The organism is Pseudoxanthomonas sp. JBR18, from assembly GCF_028198165.1.
GTDB lineage: Bacteria > Pseudomonadota > Gammaproteobacteria > Xanthomonadales > Xanthomonadaceae > Pseudoxanthomonas_A.
Genome location: NZ_CP116339.1, coordinates 3,888,643 through 3,911,385 on the forward strand (window position 1 = coordinate 3,888,643; position 22,743 = coordinate 3,911,385).

19 protein-coding genes and 4 tRNA genes are annotated in these 22,743 nt (G+C 62.6%); 12 read left to right on the top strand and 11 right to left on the bottom strand.

The genetic code is table 11. From position 1 onward, the window contains the following. Positions 1-45: 45 nt before the first annotated feature. A complete protein-coding gene (locus PJ250_RS17580; RefSeq protein ID WP_271645897.1) occupies positions 46-606 on the bottom strand; it encodes a DUF4142 domain-containing protein in 561 nt (186 codons plus the stop codon). 279 nt (positions 607-885) lie between these two features. Here PJ250_RS17580 and PJ250_RS17585 point away from each other — a divergent pair, with 279 nt between their 5' ends. The 3 genes from PJ250_RS17585 to PJ250_RS17595 all read left to right on the top strand — a co-directional run bounded on the left by PJ250_RS17585 (position 886) and on the right by PJ250_RS17595 (position 3,527). After that, positions 886-2,679, top strand: coding sequence for a thiamine pyrophosphate-requiring protein (locus PJ250_RS17585; RefSeq protein WP_271645898.1), 1,794 nt, complete (start codon positions 886-888; stop codon positions 2,677-2,679). Positions 2,680-2,763: 84 nt separating this feature from the next. Next, positions 2,764-2,940: a hypothetical protein gene (locus PJ250_RS17590; RefSeq protein WP_271645899.1), complete on the top strand. Its 177-nt coding sequence runs from the start codon at positions 2,764-2,766 to the stop codon at positions 2,938-2,940. Positions 2,941-2,981: 41 nt separating this feature from the next. Continuing rightward, complete coding sequence (locus tag PJ250_RS17595; protein WP_271645900.1) at positions 2,982-3,527, top strand: DUF4142 domain-containing protein; 546 nt, start codon at positions 2,982-2,984, stop codon at positions 3,525-3,527. Positions 3,528-3,717: 190 nt separating this feature from the next. Here the strand turns inward: PJ250_RS17595 and PJ250_RS17600 are convergent, their stop codons facing one another. The 9 genes from PJ250_RS17600 to PJ250_RS17640 form a co-directional block, all read right to left on the bottom strand. Beyond that, on the bottom strand, positions 3,718-4,215 hold the full coding sequence (locus PJ250_RS17600) for a hypothetical protein (RefSeq protein ID WP_271645901.1): 498 nt from the start codon (positions 4,213-4,215) through the stop codon (positions 3,718-3,720). A gap of 158 nt (positions 4,216-4,373) precedes the next feature. Continuing rightward, positions 4,374-6,059 (bottom strand): alpha-glucosidase, encoded by a 1,686-nt coding sequence (locus PJ250_RS17605; RefSeq protein WP_271645902.1) that lies wholly within the window; start codon positions 6,057-6,059, stop codon positions 4,374-4,376. A 23-nt stretch (positions 6,060-6,082) separates the two neighbouring features. Beyond that, positions 6,083-7,789: an alpha-amylase family glycosyl hydrolase gene (locus PJ250_RS17610; RefSeq protein WP_271645903.1), complete on the bottom strand. Its 1,707-nt coding sequence runs from the start codon at positions 7,787-7,789 to the stop codon at positions 6,083-6,085. A 1,080-nt stretch (positions 7,790-8,869) separates the two neighbouring features. Then, complete coding sequence (locus PJ250_RS17615; RefSeq protein ID WP_271645904.1) at positions 8,870-8,989, bottom strand: hypothetical protein; 120 nt, start codon at positions 8,987-8,989, stop codon at positions 8,870-8,872. Positions 8,990-8,991: 2 nt separating this feature from the next. After that, a complete protein-coding gene (locus PJ250_RS17620; protein ID WP_271645906.1) occupies positions 8,992-9,333 on the bottom strand; it encodes an MgtC/SapB family protein in 342 nt (113 codons plus the stop codon). Positions 9,334-9,553: 220 nt separating this feature from the next. Next, positions 9,554-9,781 (bottom strand): putative cation transport regulator ChaB, encoded by a 228-nt coding sequence (gene chaB / locus PJ250_RS17625; protein ID WP_271645907.1) that lies wholly within the window; start codon positions 9,779-9,781, stop codon positions 9,554-9,556. A 1,675-nt stretch (positions 9,782-11,456) separates the two neighbouring features. Continuing rightward, positions 11,457-12,326 carry a TniB family NTP-binding protein gene (locus PJ250_RS17630; RefSeq protein WP_333909489.1) on the bottom strand — a complete coding sequence of 290 codons (870 nt, stop codon included), beginning with the start codon at positions 12,324-12,326 and terminating at the stop codon, positions 11,457-11,459. Next, entirely contained in the window at positions 12,323-13,987 is a 1,665-nt protein-coding gene (locus PJ250_RS17635) for a TnsB C-terminal domain-containing protein (RefSeq protein ID WP_271645909.1), read from the bottom strand. Before PJ250_RS17635 ends, PJ250_RS17630 begins: the two co-directional genes overlap by 4 nt. Positions 13,988-14,315: 328 nt before the next feature. Then, positions 14,316-14,501: a hypothetical protein gene (locus PJ250_RS17640; protein ID WP_271645910.1), complete on the bottom strand. Its 186-nt coding sequence runs from the start codon at positions 14,499-14,501 to the stop codon at positions 14,316-14,318. Positions 14,502-14,737: 236 nt separating this feature from the next. On the opposite strand from PJ250_RS17640, the gene PJ250_RS17645 reads away from it, so the two are divergent. From PJ250_RS17645 to PJ250_RS17685, 9 genes are all read left to right on the top strand, one after another. Continuing rightward, a complete protein-coding gene (locus tag PJ250_RS17645) occupies positions 14,738-16,594 on the top strand; it encodes a copper resistance system multicopper oxidase (RefSeq protein WP_271645912.1) in 1,857 nt (618 codons plus the stop codon). Positions 16,595-16,680: 86 nt separating this feature from the next. Further along, complete coding sequence (locus PJ250_RS17650) at positions 16,681-17,613, top strand: copper resistance protein B (RefSeq protein WP_271645914.1); 933 nt, start codon at positions 16,681-16,683, stop codon at positions 17,611-17,613. 215 nt (positions 17,614-17,828) lie between these two features. Beyond that, positions 17,829-18,221, top strand: a complete 393-nt coding sequence (locus PJ250_RS17655; RefSeq protein ID WP_271645915.1) for a MerR family transcriptional regulator — start codon at positions 17,829-17,831, stop codon at positions 18,219-18,221. A gap of 1 nt (position 18,222) precedes the next feature. Further along, positions 18,223-21,024, top strand: a complete 2,802-nt coding sequence (locus tag PJ250_RS17660) for a heavy metal translocating P-type ATPase (protein ID WP_271645916.1) — start codon at positions 18,223-18,225, stop codon at positions 21,022-21,024. 70 nt (positions 21,025-21,094) lie between these two features. Continuing rightward, positions 21,095-21,170, top strand: a tRNA-Ala gene (locus tag PJ250_RS17665). 58 nt (positions 21,171-21,228) lie between these two features. Next, a tRNA-Glu gene (locus tag PJ250_RS17670) sits at positions 21,229-21,304 on the top strand. Positions 21,305-21,357: 53 nt separating this feature from the next. Beyond that, positions 21,358-21,433: transfer RNA gene (locus PJ250_RS17675), tRNA-Ala, on the top strand. Positions 21,434-21,481: 48 nt separating this feature from the next. After that, positions 21,482-21,556: transfer RNA gene (locus tag PJ250_RS17680), tRNA-Glu, on the top strand. A gap of 159 nt (positions 21,557-21,715) precedes the next feature. After that, positions 21,716-22,192 carry a hypothetical protein gene (locus PJ250_RS17685; RefSeq protein ID WP_271645917.1) on the top strand — a complete coding sequence of 159 codons (477 nt, stop codon included), beginning with the start codon at positions 21,716-21,718 and terminating at the stop codon, positions 22,190-22,192. Positions 22,193-22,225: 33 nt separating this feature from the next. Here PJ250_RS17685 and PJ250_RS17690 read toward each other — a convergent pair whose 3' ends face one another. Next, a complete protein-coding gene (locus PJ250_RS17690; RefSeq protein WP_271645918.1) occupies positions 22,226-22,723 on the bottom strand; it encodes a DUF1249 domain-containing protein in 498 nt (165 codons plus the stop codon). Between the last annotated feature and the right edge of the window lie 20 nt (positions 22,724-22,743).

A 22,743-nucleotide genomic window follows, 5' to 3' on the forward strand; every position in this document is an offset into this window, starting at 1 on the left:
ACATGCGTCACGCGGGGTCGGACTCAGGGCCTGGACTGAAGCCTGCTAGGAAGGGTTTGCGCGTTCTAACGTGTCTTCCAGCGACCTGGCGGCTTTGAGATGGTTCTGGACGCTGGTCCGGGTATTCATGAGATGGGCTTTGACCCCTTCGGCCTCGGCCTGCGGCAGCAGCGTGTTCTGAAGCAGGTCCAACGCCTTGACGTGCTCCTTGACCATCGCTTCCATGTACGCCCGCGAGTAGTCCGCGTCGTGCGCTGCAAGCGCGGACTCAAGCGCCTGGCCCTCGGCAAGTCCGGCCTGGCTCCGCTCGCTTGCCACCGGTGTTCCCAGCCGTTCGATCTCCTTCTGATTGGCCGAATGGTCCTGAATCATCATCGATGCATAGTTGCCCACGCCGGCCGCGAGCTTGCGTGACCGTGCCTGTTGCGCAATGGCGATCTCGTTGTGATTGATCGCGCTGACCACGGACAGGATCTGGGCATCGGACCTGGAGACCGCCTGCGCAGCGTGGGGACCAACGGTCGAGTGTGACCGGCCGTCCTTGGATGGTGAGGTGCATCCGGTCGCGAGCATGAGCACGACCGTACAGCTGAGCAGCGTTCGCATGGGGTATTTCCGCGCGTGGGGGCAGACATTCGATCCTAGGCCGGCGGCGTTAAACATGGATGCGTTCCTCCTCGCGTGCGCCTTCAGCAAAATTAACGTTCCGGCGCGCTGGAAGGCCATCACGTCGTTGCGTGCGTAAGGTCATGTCAACACCGCGCGGCCCGCGCTGCACGTCATGGATACCCGCCCACGCACTAGGGTAAGGATGGGCTCCGCGATCGCATGCAGGCGATTGCGGACATCTCTCATCTCTCCCGTTTCTCGCCGCGTGAGGCACACATGACCACAACCGTTGCCGATTTCCTCGTCGAAAGGCTGCATGCCTGGGGAATCCGACGCATCTTCGGCTACCCCGGCGATGGCATCAATGGCGTCTTCGGCGCCCTCGCCCGCGCTGGCAATATCGAGTTTGTCCAGGCCCGTCACGAAGAGATGGCCGCGTTCATGGCCTCGGCGCACGCCAAGTTCACCGGTGAGCTTGGTGTGTGCATCGCCACTTCCGGCCCGGGGGCGGCGCATCTGCTCACCGGGCTCTACGACGCGCGGCTGGATCATCAACCGGTGCTGGCCATCGTCGGACAGCAGGCACGCTCGGCGCTCGGTGGCCATTATCAGCAGGAACTCGATCTGGTCTCGATGTTCAAGGATGTCGCCGGCTCGTTCGTGGAGCAGGCCAGCGTGCCCGCGCAGGTGCGACACCTGGTCGACCGGGGCATCCGGACCGCGTTGGGCGAGCGTCGCGTCGCCGCGCTCATCCTTCCGAACGACCTGCAGGACGAGGCCTATGCGCCGCCAGCGCGCAAGCATGGAACCCTGCACTCGGGCGTGGGATTCCTTCCGTCCCGCCTGATCCCCTACCAGGATGATCTGCAGCACGCCGCCGATGTGCTCAATGCAGGCAAGAAAGTCGCGCTACTCGTCGGCGCCGGCGCGCTCGATGCCATGGACGAGGTCATCGCCGTGGCGGGTCGGCTCGGCGCAGGTGCCGCCAAGGCGCTGCTGGGCAAGGCCGCGCTGCCGGATGACCTGCCCTGGGTAACGGGATCCATCGGACTGTTGGGCACCGAGCCCAGCGACCGGCTCATGGCCGAGTGCGACACCCTGCTGATGATCGGATCCGGGTTTCCTTATGCGGAATTCCTCCCCAAGGAGGGCGCAGCGCGCGGAGTCCAGATCGATATCAAGCCCGACATGCTGGGCCTTCGCTATCCGATGGAGGTCAACCTGCTTGGCGACGCCGGCGAAACGTTGCGCGCCTTGCTCCCGCTATTGCGACCTGCGCAGGACGAGCAGTGGCGTAAGCAGATTGCCGGCTGGACGTCGGCATGGTGGAAGACGCTGGACGCGCGGGCAAAGATGTCGGCAGTCGATGGCACCAATCCCCAGCGCAGTGTGTCCGAGCTGTCGTCGCGGATTCCTGCCGACGCCATCGTCACCTCAGACTCCGGCTCCTGCGCCAACTGGTATGCCCGCGACCTCAAGGTCCAGCGCGGCATGATGTGCTCGCTCTCCGGCGGGTTGGCGTCCATGGGTGCAGCGGTGCCCTACGCCATCGCCGCAAAGTTCGCGCATCCGGATCGTCCGGTGATCGCTCTGGTCGGCGATGGCGCCATGCAGATGAACAACATGGCCGAGCTGATCACGGTCGCCAAGTACTGGCGGCAATGGTCCGACGCCCGCTGGATCTGCATGGTCCTGAACAACTCGGATCTCAACCAGGTGACCTGGGAGCAACGGGTCATGGAAGGCGATCCGAAGTTCGAGGCTTCGCAGACGATTCCGTCTGTTCCGTACCACCGGTTTGCCGAGATGATCGGCCTTCGCGGCGTCTACGTCGATGACGACGAGGCGCTCGGGAATGCGTGGGACATCGCACTGCAGTCGGACCGGCCGACCGTGATCGAGGTCAAGGCGGATCCGGATGTGCCGCCGCTGCCCCCGCACCTGACGCTCGCGCAGGTCAAGGCCTTCGCACAAAGCGTTCTCAGGGATCCGGACAGGACCAACATCCTGCGCAATACCGCGCGGCAGGTATTTGCGGGAATACGTCCGCCTACCCGAGGGGGCCAATAGCCGCATCGAGCGTGGAAATCGCAGGCCAGGTCCCAGGCCATTTCTTCAGCAGGAAAAAATCCCCACAGCCCAGGAGTCAGTCCAATGAATCCCAGCTCCCAAGAGCAACGCGACATCCTCGAAGCGATCAAGGCGGGCAAGCATGTCACCGGTGACCAGGCCAACTGGGCCGTGTTCAACGGTCTCGCGACCCAAGGGGAAGACGGCAATACCGACCTGACCTCGCGCGGCGCGGAAGCGCTAGGCGGTGGCAAGGCGTGAACGGCGCGATTCCCCCTTCCCGGCCTGAACGACGAGGACACATGATGATCCGCACTGCGACATCCATCGCCCTTCTAGCGTTGGTCTTTGCTCTGCCGCCTGCGGCCTACTCGGCACCGTCCGGTGCGGATGCGCATGACGCGTCCCGTCCGGCGGACGAAGCAAGCCTGGCAGACGTGCACGCCTTCAATCTGCAGCAGATCAAGCTGTCCGAGCTGGTTCTGCGTCGCCCTGCATCCCGGGACGTCCAGGCCATTGCCGACAGGCTCAAGCGCGAGCACCTTCAGAACGAGCAGCGGTTGGCTGCGCTCGGCATCAAGACAAAATCCTCAGATGCGGACCGCCAATTCACGTCGTCACTCGATGACGAATACCAGAAACTCGAACAAATGCCCCCGGGTGATTTCGAGGCCGCATATCTGGGTAAGCTGACCGACCGCTATGCGCGTTTCCAGGAAGAGCTCACCCATCGCGCTCCCATCGCGCATTCTGGTGCGGTGCGCACTTATCTGTCCCAGACTGCACGGGAGCTTCATGACCAGTACTCAGCGCTGCGATCACTTCAAAAAGCAGCCATAGGCCAGTAGGGCAACCGAACTAAGGGAGCTGGCGTGTCCCAAGGGTCAGCCGCGGGGGTGAGGTTGATCGAGGACGATCGATGGCCCGGTGACCGGAATCGCGTGCGAGCCGCTTGCCCAGCGTTCCGACCCACTCGGCTCGCCCCTCTCCTGCGCCTCCGACGGTCCGTCTCGTCGCAAAACGGGGATCGCGGCGTCTTCAGCTGAGCGCCGAGGGCTGTTCATAGGGCAGCAACTTGGCGCCCGCCGACTGCACCGCGGCATCGGCCACCTGCAGCAGCGGCGGCTCGGCATCCACGATCACCAGCACGCGTCCGCTTTCGATCTCCTCCTCGAAAGTACGGCGCACAGGGTCGGGAACCGAAGCCCCGACCAGCGCGGCCGACCACGAGCCGACCGCGGCGCCTGCCAAGGCCATCGCGCCTGCGCCCGCCAGTGTGAGACCCAGGGGCGGAACGGCCACGCCGATCAGGCCGGCAACCAGTCCTGCAGCCCCGCCCCCGACAGCGCCGCGGATCGCCCCGTGCTTGAGGTCGGTGTCGGCATCGATCATCGAGTCGGGGAACTGTTCCACTTCGAGCTCGCCGTTGGCAATCAGCGCAACATCGTCACGCGGAACGCCCGCCCCCAGGGCGGCCTGAATGCAGGCCTTGGCGTCCTGTACGTCGCGCGTGGAGTAGACATGCCGGCTTTTCATCGAGGCCTCCAGGAGGACAGACGAGTTGTGAGCCTGGGAGGTCCTTCGTTATCCGTAGGTGATCGCGAGCGCGCGCTTGCAGTGATCGGCAGCTCCCAGCCGGCCCGCGTTCGGCAACGGCCCTCGCCAATCAGCGCCGGACGGAATTTCCCGGGGTTTCAGGCGTCGGCATCTGCTCCATCGGTCGCGGCAGCGGCGGCGCGCGCACGCTCCAGGAACGCCCAGCCAAAGCCGGGAAGTTCCAGGGTGTGCTCCTCGCGACGCGCGGCGGCCCTGGCGGTCTCGGCGATGCGCCACCCATGCGATAGCGGCAGCTGGGCAGCAGCCGGGGAAAGATTGAAGACGCACAGGAGGGCGTGGTGCCCATGCCCGCGGACGAAAGCCAGTACGGGTTCGCTCGTCTCCCACAGTTCCACGCCGCGTTCGCCCAACGCGGGCTGCGTACGGCGCCAGGCAATGACTTCGCGGTAGGCGTTGAGCAGCGAATCCTTGTCGTCCCACTGTCGGTCCACCGCCAGGGGGAGATGCTCGGCTGGCACCGGCAGCCAGGGTGTGCCGAGGGTGAAGCCGCCGTTCGGCGCGTCGGCCTGCCAGGGCATCGGCGTGCGGCAGCCATCGCGACTCTGGACCACCCCCCAATTGGCGATTCCGAACGGATCGCGCAGCTGCTCCAGGGTCAACTGTGCTTGCGGCAGGCCCAGTTCGTCGCCCTGATAAAGGCAGCAGCTTCCTGGAAGCGCGATCAAAAGGGAAAGCAGCAGCTGATCCAGACGCTGCTCCAGCTCGGGCGTGTGCTGGCCGTGCCGCGACCAGCGACCCTTGAGCCTTGGAAAATCGTGGGTGCCTAGTGTCCAGCAACAGTGACCGTCCACGAACCGGGTCCGCACCGTCTCGATCAGTCCACGCAGATGCGAAGCGGTGAACGGCGCATCGCTCACCAGCGCCGAATTGTATGCGGTATGCAATCTGCCGTTGCCAGCGACGTAATCGGATGCGGTGACGAGTGCATCCTCTGCGCTGGAGATTTCGCCAAGGGTCATCGTACCAGGGTAAGTGTCCATCAGTTCCCTGATGTGACCCAGCATCTGCAAGGTCGCATCACGACTGACGGTGCCGGCGTTGATGTGTTCGAAGTATGGATCGTGTACAGAGGCACCTGCCGGGCGCGCCCGTTCGGGCGGTCTGGCTGGATTGTCGGCAAGGCTCCGGTCGTGGCAGTAGAAATTCACGACGTCCAGGCGGAAACCATCCACGCCGCGTTCCAGCCAGAACCGGCCAGCCTCGAGCAGGGCGGCGCGCACATCCGGGTTGTACCAGTTCAGGTCCGGCTGCTGCTCGAGGAAATTGTGCAGGTAATACTGGCGGCGGGCCGGGTCGAAACTCCATGCACTCCCGCCGAACGTGGCCCGCCAGTTGTTGGGCGGGCCCCCATCGGGCGCCGGATCGGCCCACACGTACCAGTCGGCCTTGGGGTTGTCGCGGTCGGCACGGCTTTCGAGGAACCATGGATGCTGGTCGGAGGTATGGTTCCACACCTGATCCATCAGCACCCGCAGTCCAAGGGCGTGGGCCTTGGTCACCACTGCATCGAAATCCTCGAGCGTTCCGAACATCGGTTCGACCGCACAATAGTCGGAGACGTCATAACCGAAGTCGCGCATGGGCGAGCGCACGAACGGGCAGATCCAGATCGCGTCGGCACCCAGGTCACGCACATACGGCAAGCGCTGCGTGAGGCCACGCAGGTCGCCAACGCCGTCGCCATCGCTATCGGCGAAGCTGCGGATGTAGATCTGGTAAATGATCGCGTTATGCCACCAGTCGCTTTGAGGGAGTAAGGCCACAATCTGCTCCTTTGGATGGGAGTTCAGGCGTCGAGTTGGGCGAAGAACGCGCCCCAGGCCGGCAGCGTCAGGTGCTTACCATCCCAGGTCGACCCTTCCACCAGCCCGCTGACTTGGGAGGCGACCGACAGCCCGGGCAGGGTCGAGCGCGCTAGCCTGTCTGACAGGTTGAACACGCACAGCAGGCGCTGGCCGGAGGCCCGCCGCACGAGCCCCACCAGCGGGGCGCGGAGGCTGATCAGCTCGGTCGCGCCGTGGAGCAGGGCCGGCTGGCCCCGCCGCCAATGCAGCAACTGGCGCCAATGGTTGAGCAAAGACTCCGGATCGAGCGACTGCCGGCGTACAGACCGCTCCAGATGCCGGGCGGGAACAGGCAACCAGGGCGTGCCCGTGGTAAAGCCGGCCGCATGCACGCGCTCGTCCCACGGTATTGGCGTGCGCGCGCCGTCACGACCTTTCAGCCGTGGATAGAGCAACTTCCCAAACGGATCCTTGATCTCGCGCTTGGGGATTTCGGCAGGAATCCGGGCCTCGGGCAGCCCAAGCTCGTCTCCCTGCCACAAAACAAGCGCGCCCGGCAGGCACACCAGCAGCATGGCCACCAGACGATAGAAGTCCTCACCAAGGTCACGCTTCTTTCCGCCCCACTGCGTGCGCAGCCGACCGTAGTCATGATTGCCGACGATCCAGCAGGCGCCGCTGTCGCCGAACTCGTCCAGCACCCTCTTCATCAATCCCCGTAAGAGAGGGGCGCGCAGCGGCGCGTCGGACAGCAGGCCGCTGTGGTAAGCGAGGTGCAAACGCTTGCCGCGCGTATACGTGGCCGCCAGTTTGATCGAGTCTTCGCACAGCGTCACCTCGCCTAGCAGCACAGTTCCTGGATACTGGTTGGCCAGGTCACGCATCGGGCCCAGATATTCCAGGGTCTCCGGACGGTTGAAGCTGTTGATCATGCGTTGTCCTGCCAGCGGGTTGATCACGTCGATCCCGTCAGGACGCCGATCGTTGCGGCGTCGCCGCGGGTTATCGCGTAACCGAGAATCCTGCGCGAAGAAGTTCACCGCATCCACGCGGAATCCGTCGATTCCGAGATCCAGCCAAAAGCGCATGCTGCGCAACACTGCATCGCGCACTTCGGGATTTTTCCAGTTCAGGTCCGGCTGGCATGGCAGGAAGCTAGCCCAGTAGTACTGCCCCCGCGGATGGTCCAAGTGCCACCCGGATTCGCCACTGAACGCCGACCGCCAGTTACTGGGTGCCCCGCCATCCGGCGCTGGATCAGCCCAGACGTACCAGTCGGACTTCGGATTGCTGCGACTTCCGCGGCTTTCGACAAACCACTCATGCTGTTCCGAAGTGTGATTCCAGACGCCGTCCAACAAAACCCGCAAGCCCCTCCGGTGCGCCAGATCCAACAGCAGACGAAGATCTTCCATGCTGCCAAAGGCGCTACCGACGCGGCGCAGATCGGTGATGTCGTAGCCGAGATCTCCCATCGGCGATGGGTTGATCGGCGTCAGCCAGATCGCGTCCACTCCGAGCGAGGAAATGTAATCGAGCCGCGCGATGATCCCTTGAAGATCCCCGGTTCCGCTCCCAGTCGTATCCTGAAAGCTCCATGGGCAGATCTGATAGATCACCGCTTCGCGCCACCACTGCGAGTCATTCCGACAGCTAATGGGACGCATCTTTAGGTCATCGCGCCACCAAGGGCGCTCGCCTTCCTCCATTCAATGCCTCCATGAGCGCACGTAGCCTGAAGCGCGTTCGTTGCACCAAGCATGCTATTTGAACTCACGTAAGCACTCTGTCTAAGGCACGGTTCAAATTTTTCCTGAGTGGACCGTCCTCGGGTGTTAGGAAGGCTACCGTGCGTACTGTCTTTGAGACTCGATTGGTTGACATGGGGAAAAAAATTCCCAAACCTAAGGCCACAGGGGGCAATAGCAGCGTTCTTTTGATGGTGCTGGGATGACAAAGAACTTTGTCTTTCGCCCGCTTCCGGGTACGCACGTGGAGAGCTCAGAACAGCTCTTTGAAAGAGTCGTGGAGATGAGCACGGAACTGCTTCTCGACGAGCATATTGAGGATTTTAATCCCATGGTGGGAAGCCGATGGTGTGATCAAGGTGGCCCCGCGGTCGTGATGCCGATCCATGGCCCACCGGGATGGCATTTCCATCGAGAAACAGCACTGAAGCGCCATGGATTGGCATGCATGCCCTATCCGTAGAACACGTTGCACCGCCTGGCCGCAGGGTCTTTTCGGATTCCAAAACGATGACGCAATGGACCGAGCACACGCCCCAAGCGTAGAGACGGCTCTATTGTGCTCCCGTAGACGGCCATCCAGCCGTGGGGTTCAACCCTACGGTGTGCAGACTCAATGCCCTGCTGAGCACTGCTAGCCAAGGGGGCGTCACTTCCTCCCCGGGTGCGGATTAATCAGGTGACTGGCCCGAATTCTCGTGCGCGCTCTATCGTGGCGCCCTGCCGGCAGCACATGATGGAGGCAGACACCGGTCATCGATAGCGGCCTGACACGTGGATCGTCAGCCTGCGCTCGCCAATTCCGTGCTTACCGGCTTTGGGACGTGGGTGGCTGTCTGTGCCAGGCGTACATCCTTAGCCCATGCCGTGGATAGTCAGGCTGGAGGCTTCCAGCGAGACGAATGACGTGCATAAGGGGACTTGTCCAGGTCCTCTGCCATCGTTCTGACGGCTGGGGCTAGTCTGCGAACCGCTCATGCTCAGAGCGGCATTTAAGCCAGCGGGTCATTCTACGGTGAGGTCTAAAACTCTGTCTTCAGTCTAGTTTTCGACTCCGACGAGCCATCCAAGAAGACCCATGACAAAGACGCATAGCAGCGTGACCCCTGCCGCCAAGATATATTGGTCCAAGCCTACGGCGATACCGATGGCAGCTGACATGATCAAGCCAGCCGAGGTCGTAAGCCCTTGATCTTGTCACGCGCGTGACTTCGGAAGATATTGCCCGCCGCCAGAAAGCCCACGGCCGATACAGTGGCTTCGATTAGGCGAACCGGGTCCACCCGGAGCATGGCGCGATAGTCTTCGGAGCTGAATCGCTGCGCGAGCACGTCGCCCAGCCCAACGATCAGTGCAGCGGCGCCGGCTACGAGCATGTTGGTCCGGAGGCCGGCGGAGCGGTTCGAGGCTTCACGCTCTAGGCCCAACATTGCTCCCAACACCATCGCGGTGGCCACGCGCCCGAGCAAGGCAAAATTTTGAATGACATCGTTGTCGACTGACATCTACACCTCCGGCCCTCGCTGGTTCTGACTCCGGGCATGTAGATCCCAACGTGCCCGGGGACTGCCTCGCTTTTGGCCAGTGCCCCGCCTAGCTGCGCCTCTCAGCCCCAATGAACTCGAGACCCCTTGCGCCTACCGTGTCGCAGACTTATTTTCAAAGATCCATCGACGCCCATGGCCTCAGCGGTCACCAACCCAGACCAGAAACGCGACAGTGCAGTCAACGGCGATGCCACCTGCCATCTTCGCCCTTTTGGTAGCTCTTCTTTACCGCCGCCCATGCGACACGATGCGAGGCCTCTTCGCGGGATTCATCGCCGCGCCGCTCAGAAGAGTTTTCGTACTGTTCCCAAGCGCTATTGAACGCATCCTTATAGATCACCTGGGCGTGGCTAGGCGTATGGCTCTTGACTGACTCTGGCAGTTCTTCTCTGGTCTTATAAGGCATTGCAGAGACTCCTTGATACGGATGCTAGAAGAACGGGCAGCGATGCAGCATCGCCCAGTGGCTACCACATAAGGAAGCGCACTGGACGTGTTACGGGAATGAAAGTTCAGCGTCCGCGTCGTACACACCGCGTTTAGGTCTGCGCGTTCAGGCGCGGCCAGGACAACGTCACGTAAGGCGGTCATCTGCACCACCCGGATCACCCTCCGCCAGGCTTGGTAGCGCTGCATCGACCAGCCCACCACGCACTGCGAAGAGATTCGGAACTATGCAAAGATAGACCTGGATCGGGTTCGACGCCTCCTCGGGAGGCGGAGCGCGAACCGGACTGCTCGGGAGAAGGCCGGCGAAGCTTGGGGGATGAAGCAGAGCGCTTGCTGGCGCCGATGGAGCGGGATTTGATCGGCGCCATCCGCCGGCAATGATCATCCGCTCCTGGACAAATGCCTAGAGGCATCAAGAATCGGATACGGCCAAGGTGACGCTTCGACTACTTCACGGCTACGCAACGTGGCGGTGACGCCGAGACCTTCAGACCGTCAGTCTTATCACGCTATCGGCGATGCATAGGGTTCCAGCCTCGATGGCAAGCGCGGAGTCTGGTGCTTTGAAGGCACCGGAAGCCATTTGAACTGAGGTGCAGTGCTTTCCGTGATCCCTTTCAATGTCCGCTTTCGGGCAGATGCGGACAGCCGCCCTACCCTCGATAACGCCCCCTAATCGCGCCATCAGCTCCAGAAAATGATGAAGCAGGTGGGGGGATAGCGGTCGCGCTTCCGGATGGGGGGATGGCGGTCGCGCCTCTCAGCGTTCCAGCTTTCGCAATCGAGCCGAGCGAGCTTGCCAGCGTGCACTGGATATCGTCGCGGTAATTCCGGCGATCTTCGAGGCACAATCGTCGTATCCGCGTAATCGCCAGCGCCTCTGCAGCCAGAGCCATGCTTCGGGCGGCCACTGTGGGAGCGCGGTGGCCACGCCTTTTCGTATGGCGAGCCAAGCCTGCCATGCGGCGTACAAAGCTGACAAACGATCTGCCGGGGCTAACATTCCAATCCTGCTCGGAGTTCCAGATTTGTAAGAGTGTCTCAGACCCGTCCTAATCCATCCCTTCTCTGCAAGAACCCATTCATAACCAGCACTGGCAGTTGGACCCCACTCAACTCCCCAGTTCCGCCCAGCTGCCAGAGCCAAGTCCCTGCGCAGCAAGCGTTCAATGAAGCCGAGTCGACTGCTATCGCGCCATTCTTCTAGCCATTCGTTCCAGCATGACAGTTCGGTGTCCCTGGCGATGCTGATCTGTTCTGTGGGAGCACGATGGCAAAGAAGCAGCCCATGCTCCATGCAGCAGATGGTCCTCACATCGATCCAATGCGCGAGCACAGGGTGCCGAACACCGGATTGCGCCTCTGCTACACACAGAGGGCAGCAGATTTTCCGCCATTCAGGGGCGATTCGACAATCAACGGATATGTCGAGCACGCGTCCCAATCCCACAGGCAAGCCCGACCAGGCCTTTTTACGCATTGGCCGCTCAGGCTCTCCGGGATCGCAGCCACACCACGACCACCACTCAGTCTCTTCAAGTGCGAGGCGAAGTCGAGTAGCGTCAAGCCAGGAGTGTACGCTCTCCCCCTTATAGACACTTGCAAATACTGGAAGGTCCGATATCTCCATATCAGTATTCTCCGCCAAGATGTCCGTGATTTAGTGAGATCTCGAGTAGATCAAGATCAATTCGCGGCAGCTTTTTTCTTACCGCTATCCTCTTGGCTCCAGAAATCACCTCTAAAATCTTCGCCGTGGAGCAGCAGCCATGCGCCATCAGCCACCTAACGGTGGCCTGGTCATCTAGTCCTGACGATTGAGGTAGACCTAGTTCTTTGTCGACGCTGATTAGAAACGATCGAAGTGCCTGGGACTCTACCCATATCGGAATTTCAATGCGCATGAAACGAGAATGCAATTGCTCGTCAGCGGCCAGTACGTTGACTAGGTTCATGGTGGAGGCGATAGAGATCGTCACTCCGCGATTAGATATTGCCTTAATTAAAGCTAAGGTTTGCTGCTGCGTCGACCTGCCTGCATTAAGGAGGTTACCCGCCTCATCTATCAATACTTGCTTGACTCCCGACGATGTGAGCAAGTTCAGGGCTGTTTCGCAAAGCGCGGATGGTCTTCTAACCACATATCCACCTGGCAGACACGCGTCTATGAGCGAACGCGCCAGTTTGCTATGGTGCCCGTCGAAAGGAGCTTCAACGTAGATGACCTCCTTTTGCCTAGCTCCAGGTTCGTCCGATGGTGGGGCCACTTGCTCCAGATAGTGCATCTGTATACGCGTCTTCCCGCAGCCTGGCGCTGCAGCGAGATGAACGCACTTTGGGCGATCCCGCCCAGCTTCAGACCTTCGTAGGTGGCTGGCGATCTTGAGATAGGTGACCGCCGCAGGGTGTGGAATGAAGCGAAACATGTGTTCGAGATTGCTCGTTGTTCCGCATGATGGACCGCCTGGATCGGTCGAAACCTCCCGTTTGCTTCGCATCATTTGACCAACCCATCATTCCAGTCAAACGCGGTGACTACTTTGGTGTAGTCGACCTCTGGAACGGATGATTCCGACTCCAGCGCGGGGGTTCTAGCGATCTTTCTCCTGGCCGCTTTAGATGTCGATTCCGCCTGGAGCTGAATTCCCCTCTGTCTACGAATGGATTCAAAAAGCTCACTCTCTTCGGATGCGAGCTTTCCCTTCGCTTTCAATTCAGCCCTGGCCTCCCGCAACTCCCAGAGCGAGAACGCTCCTTGCGATCTGTCTAATAGCGGAACATCTAGAAATCCATTGCCCTGCTGCAAGTAAATCTTGGTGAGGTCTCGTTGACTGAAGTGAATTCGATGATCTTTATGATCGTTGATGAGGGGCGTTAAGCAAGGGTCCCAGTACTGGAGCCCATGAATCATTATTCCTGCCCGACTGACTTTTCGGAGGGCGGAGGGTAGAAACCCGGTCACAAATGATCGGGCATCACCGATCATGGCAGGAATAATCGGATGGCCATCAGCGCTGCGCCACGCCGCATCCCATGCCGCAGCTGGCGTCAGCCCGCCCAGCCCCTTATGTGGCCGATTATGATATTTTCCGGCGACCTCCTCCGCAAGCCATCGCTCAAGATCGCGGAACGACATCGTCGCTCGCTTTTCAGACTGATAGCTTCCCCTCGCCTTTACGTTAGAGAAAGTCGTTCCCGGCAAAAGATGGACTGCCCCCATCATTGTGCCAATCACACGTTCGACATACGCACCGTAATGAGGACTCTTTACCGGGCGCTCTTGGATGCGGATTCCATAGCGCTCGCACTGGGCCTTTACATCCTTCGCCTGAAACGTCTTTGCATTGTCCCAATGAATGCATTCAATCTTCCCGAACATCGGGTAGGTGACATCAAGCCCAAGCCGCTTAAGCCACGATTGCTTCGGAAAAGACGCATGCTCTAATGCATGCGCGACAGACGTCTGATTAGGCACATCAAAGCTTAAATAGTATCCGAGAATGCAACGGGTATAGACATCGATCGCTACAGTTATCCAGGGCCTGCCGATTGGCTTCCTAGTCACTGCCGAAACGACGATAAGATCAATCAAGGCATGGTCGATCTGTACCGCCTCCAGTGATCTTGAAACCTTTAATCCCGAGATTGACGGCGCCTGCAATGCATGAGCATCGTGTCTTCCCAGACGCGCTTTCGCGATATGCATCGGTTCCTGGCTGGCGATTCGCACACGCACAGCCTTCCTGCTAGGTGCACGGACCCCCGCCTCGCGCGCCAGTTCTTCCGCGCGGCGGACGACAGACATGAAGCTACGCCGCTCCCGGGCCAAATAGACTTCATTGATTGCGCTATCGATCAAGCTCTCAACGATCGGTGCTAACCGTCGACTCCCCGGAGTTGGTCCTGGAGTTGATGCGAGCTGCGACGCTGGCATTGGGTTCTCACGATGAGCCCTCAACCGGCGTCGGACGGTGCGCGGATGCACGCCCATTTGGCTAGCAACTTCAACGCAATCTGCCAGTTTGACAGTACCGGTACTTTTCTCTAACAAGCTCACAAGCGCCTCATACCACTTGGTTGCCTCACGTTCCTTCTCTGGGTCTGAATCACTTGGGGCTCTGATGCTCTTTTGCGGGGTAGGTGAGCGGAAGGGCTCGATCATGCTGACATCCGCCCAGATGAACTCGGACGTGCCTTCGACCCTTAGATGGACGCGCCCTTTGGCATGAACGCCCACTACCACTACCGCCCGACCTCCACATACAGCGAGCAGGCCTTTCTTGATCCGCAAATCTGGAGCAACTCTGGCAACTCGATTTGGTCTCACCATCGTTCAGCCCTCAGGCCGAAGACAGAAACCGCCCAGCCCTCTTGACGACGGGAGACTAAAGTGGGAGGCTGAAATCAATCGGGCAACGAACCGATGTTTTTCTGAATGGCTCGGGCGGCAACCCGGGCCATTTTTCATTTCAGCCGGGACGGCTGCTGAATTAGGCCACGCTAATGACTCCCGACGCTTTGGTTTCGGGCGTGATAGCACATGGCAGGCGCGCGATCAAATACAAGCCGTTGAAACGCATGTATTTTTTGCCAAGTTTTGCTGAAAAAGTGAATGCTTTTTCCAATATCGATATCTGGGCGATATCACTTACGGCGACAGGCCCATCACGTTCCAAGATCGCGTCCTTGTTCGCAGATTCGCGCTAAGTTGCCGCCCCTGCCTTTTAGATGCACGAAGTCAGTTGGTCCGTCATGGAGCAATAGCGATTCTAACTTACTGTTTTATAAGTTAAATTTCGCCAGTGACAGAGATTAGGAACAGCGACAGTTTGCGTGCGCTTGCCGGATTGACTGGACCAGACTCCAGACTTCGCATACTTGATGTCCTTCCTTGCTCACGTGTGCTGTGCCCATGGATGCTCCGCGCCATCCCGTCTCTGTTGGTCGACGACGCTTTGTCACGGGCGCTGGTGGCTTGCTCGCCGTCGGTCCGTCCTTGCTGCCCGGGCTGGCGCGAGCCAAGGCGCCAATTTCGCCGTCCGCGCCGGAAGTTCCTGTTCTGTCTGGCACCGAGTTCAAACTGTCCATCGGCGCATTGCCGGTCAACATCACCGGCAAGCCTGCCCATGCGGTGGCCATCAATGGCTCCTTGCCAGGTCCGACGCTGCACTGGCGCCAAGGCGACCAGGTCACCTTGCAGGTCTCCAACCAGCTTGGGGTCGACACCTCGCTGCATTGGCACGGCATCATCCTGCCGGCGACGATGGATGGCGTCCCGGGCCTGAGCTTCCGTGGAATATCCCCTTCAGAATCATATCTTTATCGCTTCAACTTGAACCAATCCGGGACGTACTGGTACCACGCCCATTCCAGCCTGCAGGAGGCCAAGGGCGCCTACGGCGCGATCGTGGTCAAGCCTGATGGTCCGGACCCGGATGGGGCCACGCACGACCACGTACTGCTCCTATCGGACTGGAGCGACGAGGATCCGCACGCCATCGTGCGCAAGCTCAAGCTGCAGGCCGATTACTACAACCGCCACAAGTGCACCGTCGGTGATTTCATCCACGACGCGCGCGCCGGGGGCCTCAAGGCGGCGCTGGATGACCGTCTGATGTGGGGCTCGATGCGCATGAGCCCGACTGATCTGGCCGACGTCACCGGCCTCACCTATACCTACCTGGTCAACGGGGCCAGCCCGGATGCGAACTGGAGCGGTCTGTTCCAGCGCGGCGAGCGGGTCCGCCTGCGCTTCATCAATGGCGCGGCGATGACTTTCTTCGATGTGCGCATTCCCGGCTTGAAGATGACGGTGGTCGCCGCCGACGGGCAGCCCGTGCATCCGGTGAGCGTGGACGAGTTCCGCATCGCGGTCGCACAAACCGTCGATGTCATCGTCCAGCCGGACCAGGACCAGCCCTATACGGTTTTCTGCCAGTCGATGGACCGCAGTGGTTATGCACGCGCCACGCTCACGCCCCGCCCCGGCCTGCAGGCGCCGATCCCGCCCATGGATCCGCGTCCGATCCTGACCATGGCCGACATGGGCATGGGGGGAATGGGCCACATGGGCATGGGCGGCATGTCGATGCCTGCCACGTCTGCGCCCTCCTCGTCCGCAAGCCCGCACCAGATGGCGATGGGACATGGCCAGAAGGGGCACCACGACATGGCGGGGATGGACCACGGCAACATGCAACACGGCGCCATGGCCGGGATGGATCACGGCAACATGCAGCAAGACGGAATGATCCAGCACCCGGCCAGCGAGTCCAACAATCCGGCGGTGGACATGCAGACCATGACCCCGACGCGGGCCCTGGACCAACCCGGCATCGGCCTGCGCGACAACGGCCGCCGGGTGTTGACCGATGCCGACCTGCACAGCCGCTTCGACGATCCCGATCCGCGCGAACCGGGCCGCGAGATCCAGTTGCACCTGACCGGCAACATGGAGCGCTACGTGTGGGGTTTCGACGGCATCCCGTTCTCCAAGGCCGCCCCGATCCGGCTGAACTACGGCGAACGCGTGCGCATCGTGCTGGTGAACGACACGATGATGGAACATCCCATCCACCTGCACGGGATGTGGAGCGACCAGGAAAGTGCCGATGGCCAGTTCCAGGTCCGCCGGCACACCGTCAGCGTGCCGCCTGGCAGCATCCGCAGCTATCGGGTCAGTGCCGACGCGCTCGGGCGCTGGGCGTATCACTGTCATATGCTTCTGCACATGGAACTGGGCATGTTCCGCGAGGTGCACGTCGCATGAGCCGCCTCCCGACTCGTTCCTTGCTCGCCGCTACGTTGGCGCTTTTCGCAGGTGAAGCCCTGGCGCAGCAGCACGATCATGCCGCCATGCACATGCAGGATGTGACGCCGCAGGATGACGCATCCACGGCATCGGTCGATGCCGATCAGGCGTCATCCACCTCCGCCCATTCGCATCACGCTGGCATGCCGATGCCGATGCCGATGCCGATGCAGCATGATGACCAGCCGCAGGCAGCACAGACACCGCCGCCCATGCCGGCAGAACACGCCATGCACGAGGGCATGGACATGCACGACATGCATGCCGTTCCCGCCGCCCTGCCCCGGCCCACACCTGAGGAACTGGCCGCGGCGTTCCCGGATGTGGGCGACGCCCACATGGCCACGCACATGGATGACGACCCCACCGTGGCCGTGTTCCGGGGCGATCGCCTGGAGCGAATGGACGGCGGCATCGCGGCCTGGGACGCACGCGTCGGCATTGGCGGCAGCTTCGACAGGTTCTGGCTGCGCGCCGAAGGCGAGCGCCCGCGCGGCGGCCCTGGCGAGGGCGATGTCGAATTGCAATGGACCCACGCCACCGGCCCGTGGTGGGACCGCGCGGTGTCGCTGCGCCACGATTTCGGTCCCGGCCCTTCACGGCAATGGCTGGGCGTGGGCGTGATCGGGCTGGCGCCGTACAAGTTCGAGCTCGAGGCACACGTCTATGTCGGCAGCCATGGGCTGGCTGCGCGCACCGAAGCCGAGTACGAGGTGCTGCTGACCAACCGGCTCGTCCTGACCCCGCGCGTGGAACTCAACGCCTTTGGTCGCGACGACCGGGCCAATGGCATCGGCAAGGGCCTGAGCAACGGTGAAGCGGGTCTGCGCTTGCGCTACGAATTCACCCGTGAATTCGCGCCCTACGTGGGCTACAGCTGGACGCGCAAGGTCGGCAACACTGCCGATCTTGCGCGCGAGACCGGCGAGCCGGTGCTCGACCATGGCTGGGTCGCGGGCGTGCGTCTCTGGTTCTAACGCGTCACCACCGGCGGCAGAAGCCGCCTGTTCCTTGAAGTTCGTTCGCTGCCATCGCGCTGCCGCTCCGCAGCCCTGCCACAGGTAGTGCAGGCGCCGGCCATCCCCACGCGTCGCCCGCCTCACGTTCGACGCTGAACGCGCGAAGGCCAAACTCTTGACTCTTGACCAGACTCAAGGGTGAGACTACGTGTCTACCCTTGGAGGAGCCGCGCATGAACATCGGCCAGCTTTCGCGCCAGACCCAGGTGCCAATCGACACGATCCGCTACTACGAGCGCCAGCGCCTGCTGCCCGAACCACCGCGCTCGCCCGGCGGCTACCGTCGCTATGCCGACGACGACGTCGCCCGCCTGAACTTCATCCGCCGCGCCAAGACCCTGGGCTTCACCCTGGAGGAAATCGGCGAGCTGCTGGCCATCAGCCACGGGCGCGGTGACGTGGCGGCGATCAAGCAGGCGGCCAGCCGCAAACTGGAGCAGGTCCAGCAGCGCATGGATGAACTGGCCCGCGTGCGCGATGCGCTGGAGGTCATGGTCGAGGCCTGTCCGGGCCATGGCGCACTGCGCGACTGCCCGATCGTCTCCGCACTGACCCGGGACAGCTGAGATGGCGCATTCAAACGATCACGGCTGCGGTTGTGGCGCCACGGCCCCAGCCGCCCACCAACCCGCCATCGATCCGGTCTGCGGGATGACGGTCGATCCGGGAACGGCTCGGTATCACGCGGATCTGGATGGGCTGCGCTATGTCTTCTGCTCAGCCGGCTGCCGCGAGGCATTCCTGGGCGACCCGCCGCGATATCTGAAATCCGGAGGCGGCGATGCCGCAGCAGGGGGCGGATGCTGCGGTCCCGCCCGGGCGCAGTCCGGAAATGGCGCAGCAGATGCCGCCGCCACCGACCCCGTCTGCGGCATGGTGGTCGATCCGAGGACCGCGAAACACCGGGCCGACATCGATGGCACCGAGTTCTTCTTCTGCTCGGCCGGCTGCCGTCAGAAGTTCCTGGATGATCCACAGCGGGACCTTTCGTCCGCCCATGCCGCAGCGTCCGCTGCGTCTGGTGGATGCTGCGGCGGGCGCGCCGGGGGCGGCAAGGAGGAGGCACAGCACACGCAGGCGAAGGACCCGGTCTGCGGCATGACCGTCGACCCTGCCACGGCCAGGCATCGCACCCAACTCGATGGCACCCCCTACGTCTTCTGTTCGGATGGATGCCGGACGAAATTCGAAGAGCATCCGCAGCGCTACCTGCATCCGGAACAGCATCCCGCCCCGCCCGCTCCGCCTGGCAGCCAGTACACCTGCCCAATGCATCCGGAGATCGTGCAGGACGCCCCGGGCACGTGTCCGCTGTGCGGCATGGCACTGGAGCCGATGACGCCCTCGCTGGAGGATGGCGAGAACCCGGAGCTGACCGATTTCCGCCGGCGCTTCTGGTGGACGCTGCCGCTGAGTGTGGTCACCGTCGCCCTGGGCATGGCTGGCCACTGGCTGCCCGGCGTGTCGCCTGGCGTGCTGGGCTGGGCGCAGGCCGTGCTGGCCACCCCGGTCGTGTTGTGGGCGGGCTGGCCATTCCTGCAGCGCTGGGTGCAGTCGATCGCCAACCGCAGCCCCAACATGTGGACGCTGATCGGGACCGGCGTGAGTGCCGCTTACCTCTACAGTTGGGTGGCCTTGCTGGCGCCGCAGGTGTTCCCGCCATCGTTCCAGGTGGACGGACGCGTCGAGGTCTACTTCGAGGCCGCCGCTTCGATCATCAGCCTGACCCTGCTGGGGCAGTTGCTGGAGCTCAAGGCCCGCGAGCAGACCTCCTCGGCCATCCGTGCCCTGCTCGGCCTGGCGCCACGCACCGCCCGGCGCATCGAGGCCGATGGCGAGGAACACGACGTGCCGCTGGACGCGCTGCACCCGGGCGATCGCCTGCGTGTACGCCCCGGCGAAAAAGTCCCGGTGGACGGTGTGGTCCGCGAAGGCCGCTCGCATCTGGACGAATCCATGCTCACCGGCGAACCGGTGCCGGTGGCCCGTGGCCCGGGCGAGCCGGTGATCGGCGCCACCCTCAACGGCAATGGCGCGCTGGTGATCGAAGCCACGCGCACCGGCGCGGACAGCACGCTGTCGCAGATCGTGCAGCTCGTCGCCCAGGCCCAGCGCACGCGCGCGCCGATGCAGGCCATGGCCGACCGGGTGTCGTACTGGTTCGTGCTCGGCGTGGTCGGCGCGGCGCTGCTGAGCCTGCTGGCCTGGGGATTGTTCGGCCCGCAACCGGCGTGGACGCATGGGTTGCTGCATGCAGTGGCCGTGCTGATCGTGGCCTGCCCCTGCGCATTGGGGCTGGCCACGCCGATGTCGATCATGGTCGCCAGCGGACGGGCCGCGCAGGCCGGCGTGCTGTTCCGCGATGCCCAGGCGATCGAGCGCCTGGGCACGGTCGATACCCTGGTGGTCGACAAGACCGGCACCCTCACCCGCGGGCAGCCCACCTTCGACAGCATCCAGGCCGTTGCGCCCTTCGAGGACATTGAAGTGCTGCGTCTGGCGGCCAGCCTGGATGCCGGCAGTGAACACCCACTCGCCCAGGCCATCGTGGCCGAGGCACGCCGCCGTCAGATGTCCTTGCCGCCCGCGCAGGACATGACCTCCGATACGGGCCTGGGCGTGCGCGGGCAGGTCGAAGGCCGTCGCCTGGCGCTGGGCAGCCAGGCGCTGATGCAGGCTGAGGGCGTGGACGTGCAGCCACTCGCCGAAGGCGCCGAAACCCTGCGCCAGGGTGGCGCCAGCGTCGTGTTCCTCGCGGTCGATGGCGCCCTGGCCGGTGCCTTGGCGGTCTCCGACCCGATCAAGGACGGCGTGGCTGAGGTGGTCGCCGCCCTGCGCACGCAAGGCGTGCGCGTGGTCATGGCCAGTGGGGATGCCGACAGCACCGCGCAGGCTGTGGCCACCCGGGTCGGGATCGATGAAGCACATGGTCAGACCAGTCCGCAGGACAAGGCCGCGCTGGTCGAGCGCTTGCGCGGCGAGGGCCGTGTGGTTGGCATGGCCGGCGATGGCATCAACGACGCCCCGGCGCTGGCCTCGGCCGATGTGGGCATCGCCATGGGCACGGGCACCGACGTAGCCATGTCCAGCGCCCAGGTCACCCTGGTCAAGGGCGATCTGGCCGGCATCCTGCGGGCTCGCACCATCTCGCGTCAGACCGTGCGCAACATGCGCCAGAACCTGGGCTTCGCCCTGCTCTACAACGGCCTGGGCGTGCCGCTGGCTGCGGGCGTGCTCACCCCGTGGCTGGGCTGGAGTCTGTCGCCCATGTTTGCCGCGCTGGCGATGAGCCTGAGTTCGGCTTCTGTGGTCGGAAATGCATTGCGGCTGCGGTCCAAGGGCACCGCTGCCGGCACCGCGGATCATTGAAGCGCAAGGCCGCGCAAAATGCTTGCGGAACCACATTCCGGTCATTAGAATGCCGTGCTCCCAAGACACCGGGGCCATAGCTCAGCTGGGAGAGCGCCTGCATGGCATGCAGGAGGTCGGCGGTTCGATCCCGCCTGGCTCCACCACGTTTCAAAGGGTTGCAAGCACTAGGCCTGTTTGCAATTGCTGCATCGGTTAGACAGCGTCCCCATCGTCTAGAGGCCTAGGACACCACCCTTTCACGGTGGCGACCGGGGTTCGAATCCCCGTGGGGACGCCAGCTTCAAACAAGAAGCGCAGCGCGCAACCGCTGCGTTTTTTCTTGGCAACATCGGGGCCATAGCTCAGCTGGGAGAGCGCCTGCATGGCATGCAGGAGGTCGGCGGTTCGATCCCGCCTGGCTCCACCAATCCAAGGTCCAGCGCCACGCGCGGACCATGCGACGGATACCAGATCCGTCCCCATCGTCTAGCGGTTAGGACACCACCCTTTCACGGTGGCGACCGGGGTTCGATCCCCCGTGGGGACGCCAACTTGCATCATGCAGACGCAGCGGATCTCCGCTGCGTTTTTTTTCGCCTCGAAATCGGTGTGGCATGAAGACCGCGTGCACAGACCTTCATCGGATCAACATCGCTGCTTCAGGAAACTAAACAGGCCCGCCCATCTATCGCCTGCCTGAGGAGCATTGATGTCCAGATCGTCCCGGAACCCGGCTTCACGCCATGAGTCCGCTTTCGCAAGTTGGATCCGCCGCAACGGGTATTCGCCCAGCGAGGCGATCGAACACTTCCTGGAGCGGTCCGACTATTTTCGCAGTGAACTCCAGCAACTCGGCGACGAGGCGCGCAGGTCCTTGACCGAAGAAGCCCGCGAGTTCCTGCGCCAGCGCAGTGAGGAAGACAGCTTCGCGATGCAGTTCCCCACCGTCTACATGTGCAAGGACAAGCACAGCAGGCAGCTGCGCTACACCGTCACGATCACCATCGGCGAAGACCATGCCGAGTGGATCGGGCGAGTCTGGGCGGACAATGACTATCTCGGTGAGGTGACCGGCTCGGGCGGAGGCCCGAAGGCGAACTATCTGGCCCTGGCGCGCATGCACATCGAATCCCAGGTGGACTGCCACGACGCCATCGTCAAGCGACCGCTGCCCGATTCCTGGTAAATCTTGGGCGCAAGCCGCCCGCCAAAGCTCCGCTCAAACCAGCGGCGTGACCGGTTGCGGTGCCGATTCGGCGACACGATGCAAGGTCGCCACGCCGTGGCCGCGTTCGGCCAGGTATTCCAGCCACTTGCCCAGGAAGGTGTTCATCCGCATGCGGTGGCTGATGAGCTCGGCCGGTGGAGGGAACATGCCGATGACATCCTGCCAGCGGCGCCCGACGTAGCAATGTGTTGCCTCCGCCTGGCGGGCATCACGATACACGCGTACGAACGCCGAAGGATCAGGCTCGCCGCTGACCGGGTCGATGATGCCGTAGGTCAGTCGCAGCTCGACGGTGTAGCGATGGGTTTCGATGACATCCACGCGCAGGTCCAGCCCATCGCCGATGCTGGACACATAGTGCCCTGGCTCCAGGTCGGTCGGCACGAACAACCGGTCCAGCCGCGCGTAGTTCTCCGCATAGAGCGCCATCAGCCAGCCGAAGCGGCCAAGCTTGGGTAAGTGCGCGGTGCGGGTGGCGGTCGTGTGCATGACCCGATGCTACACGTCTT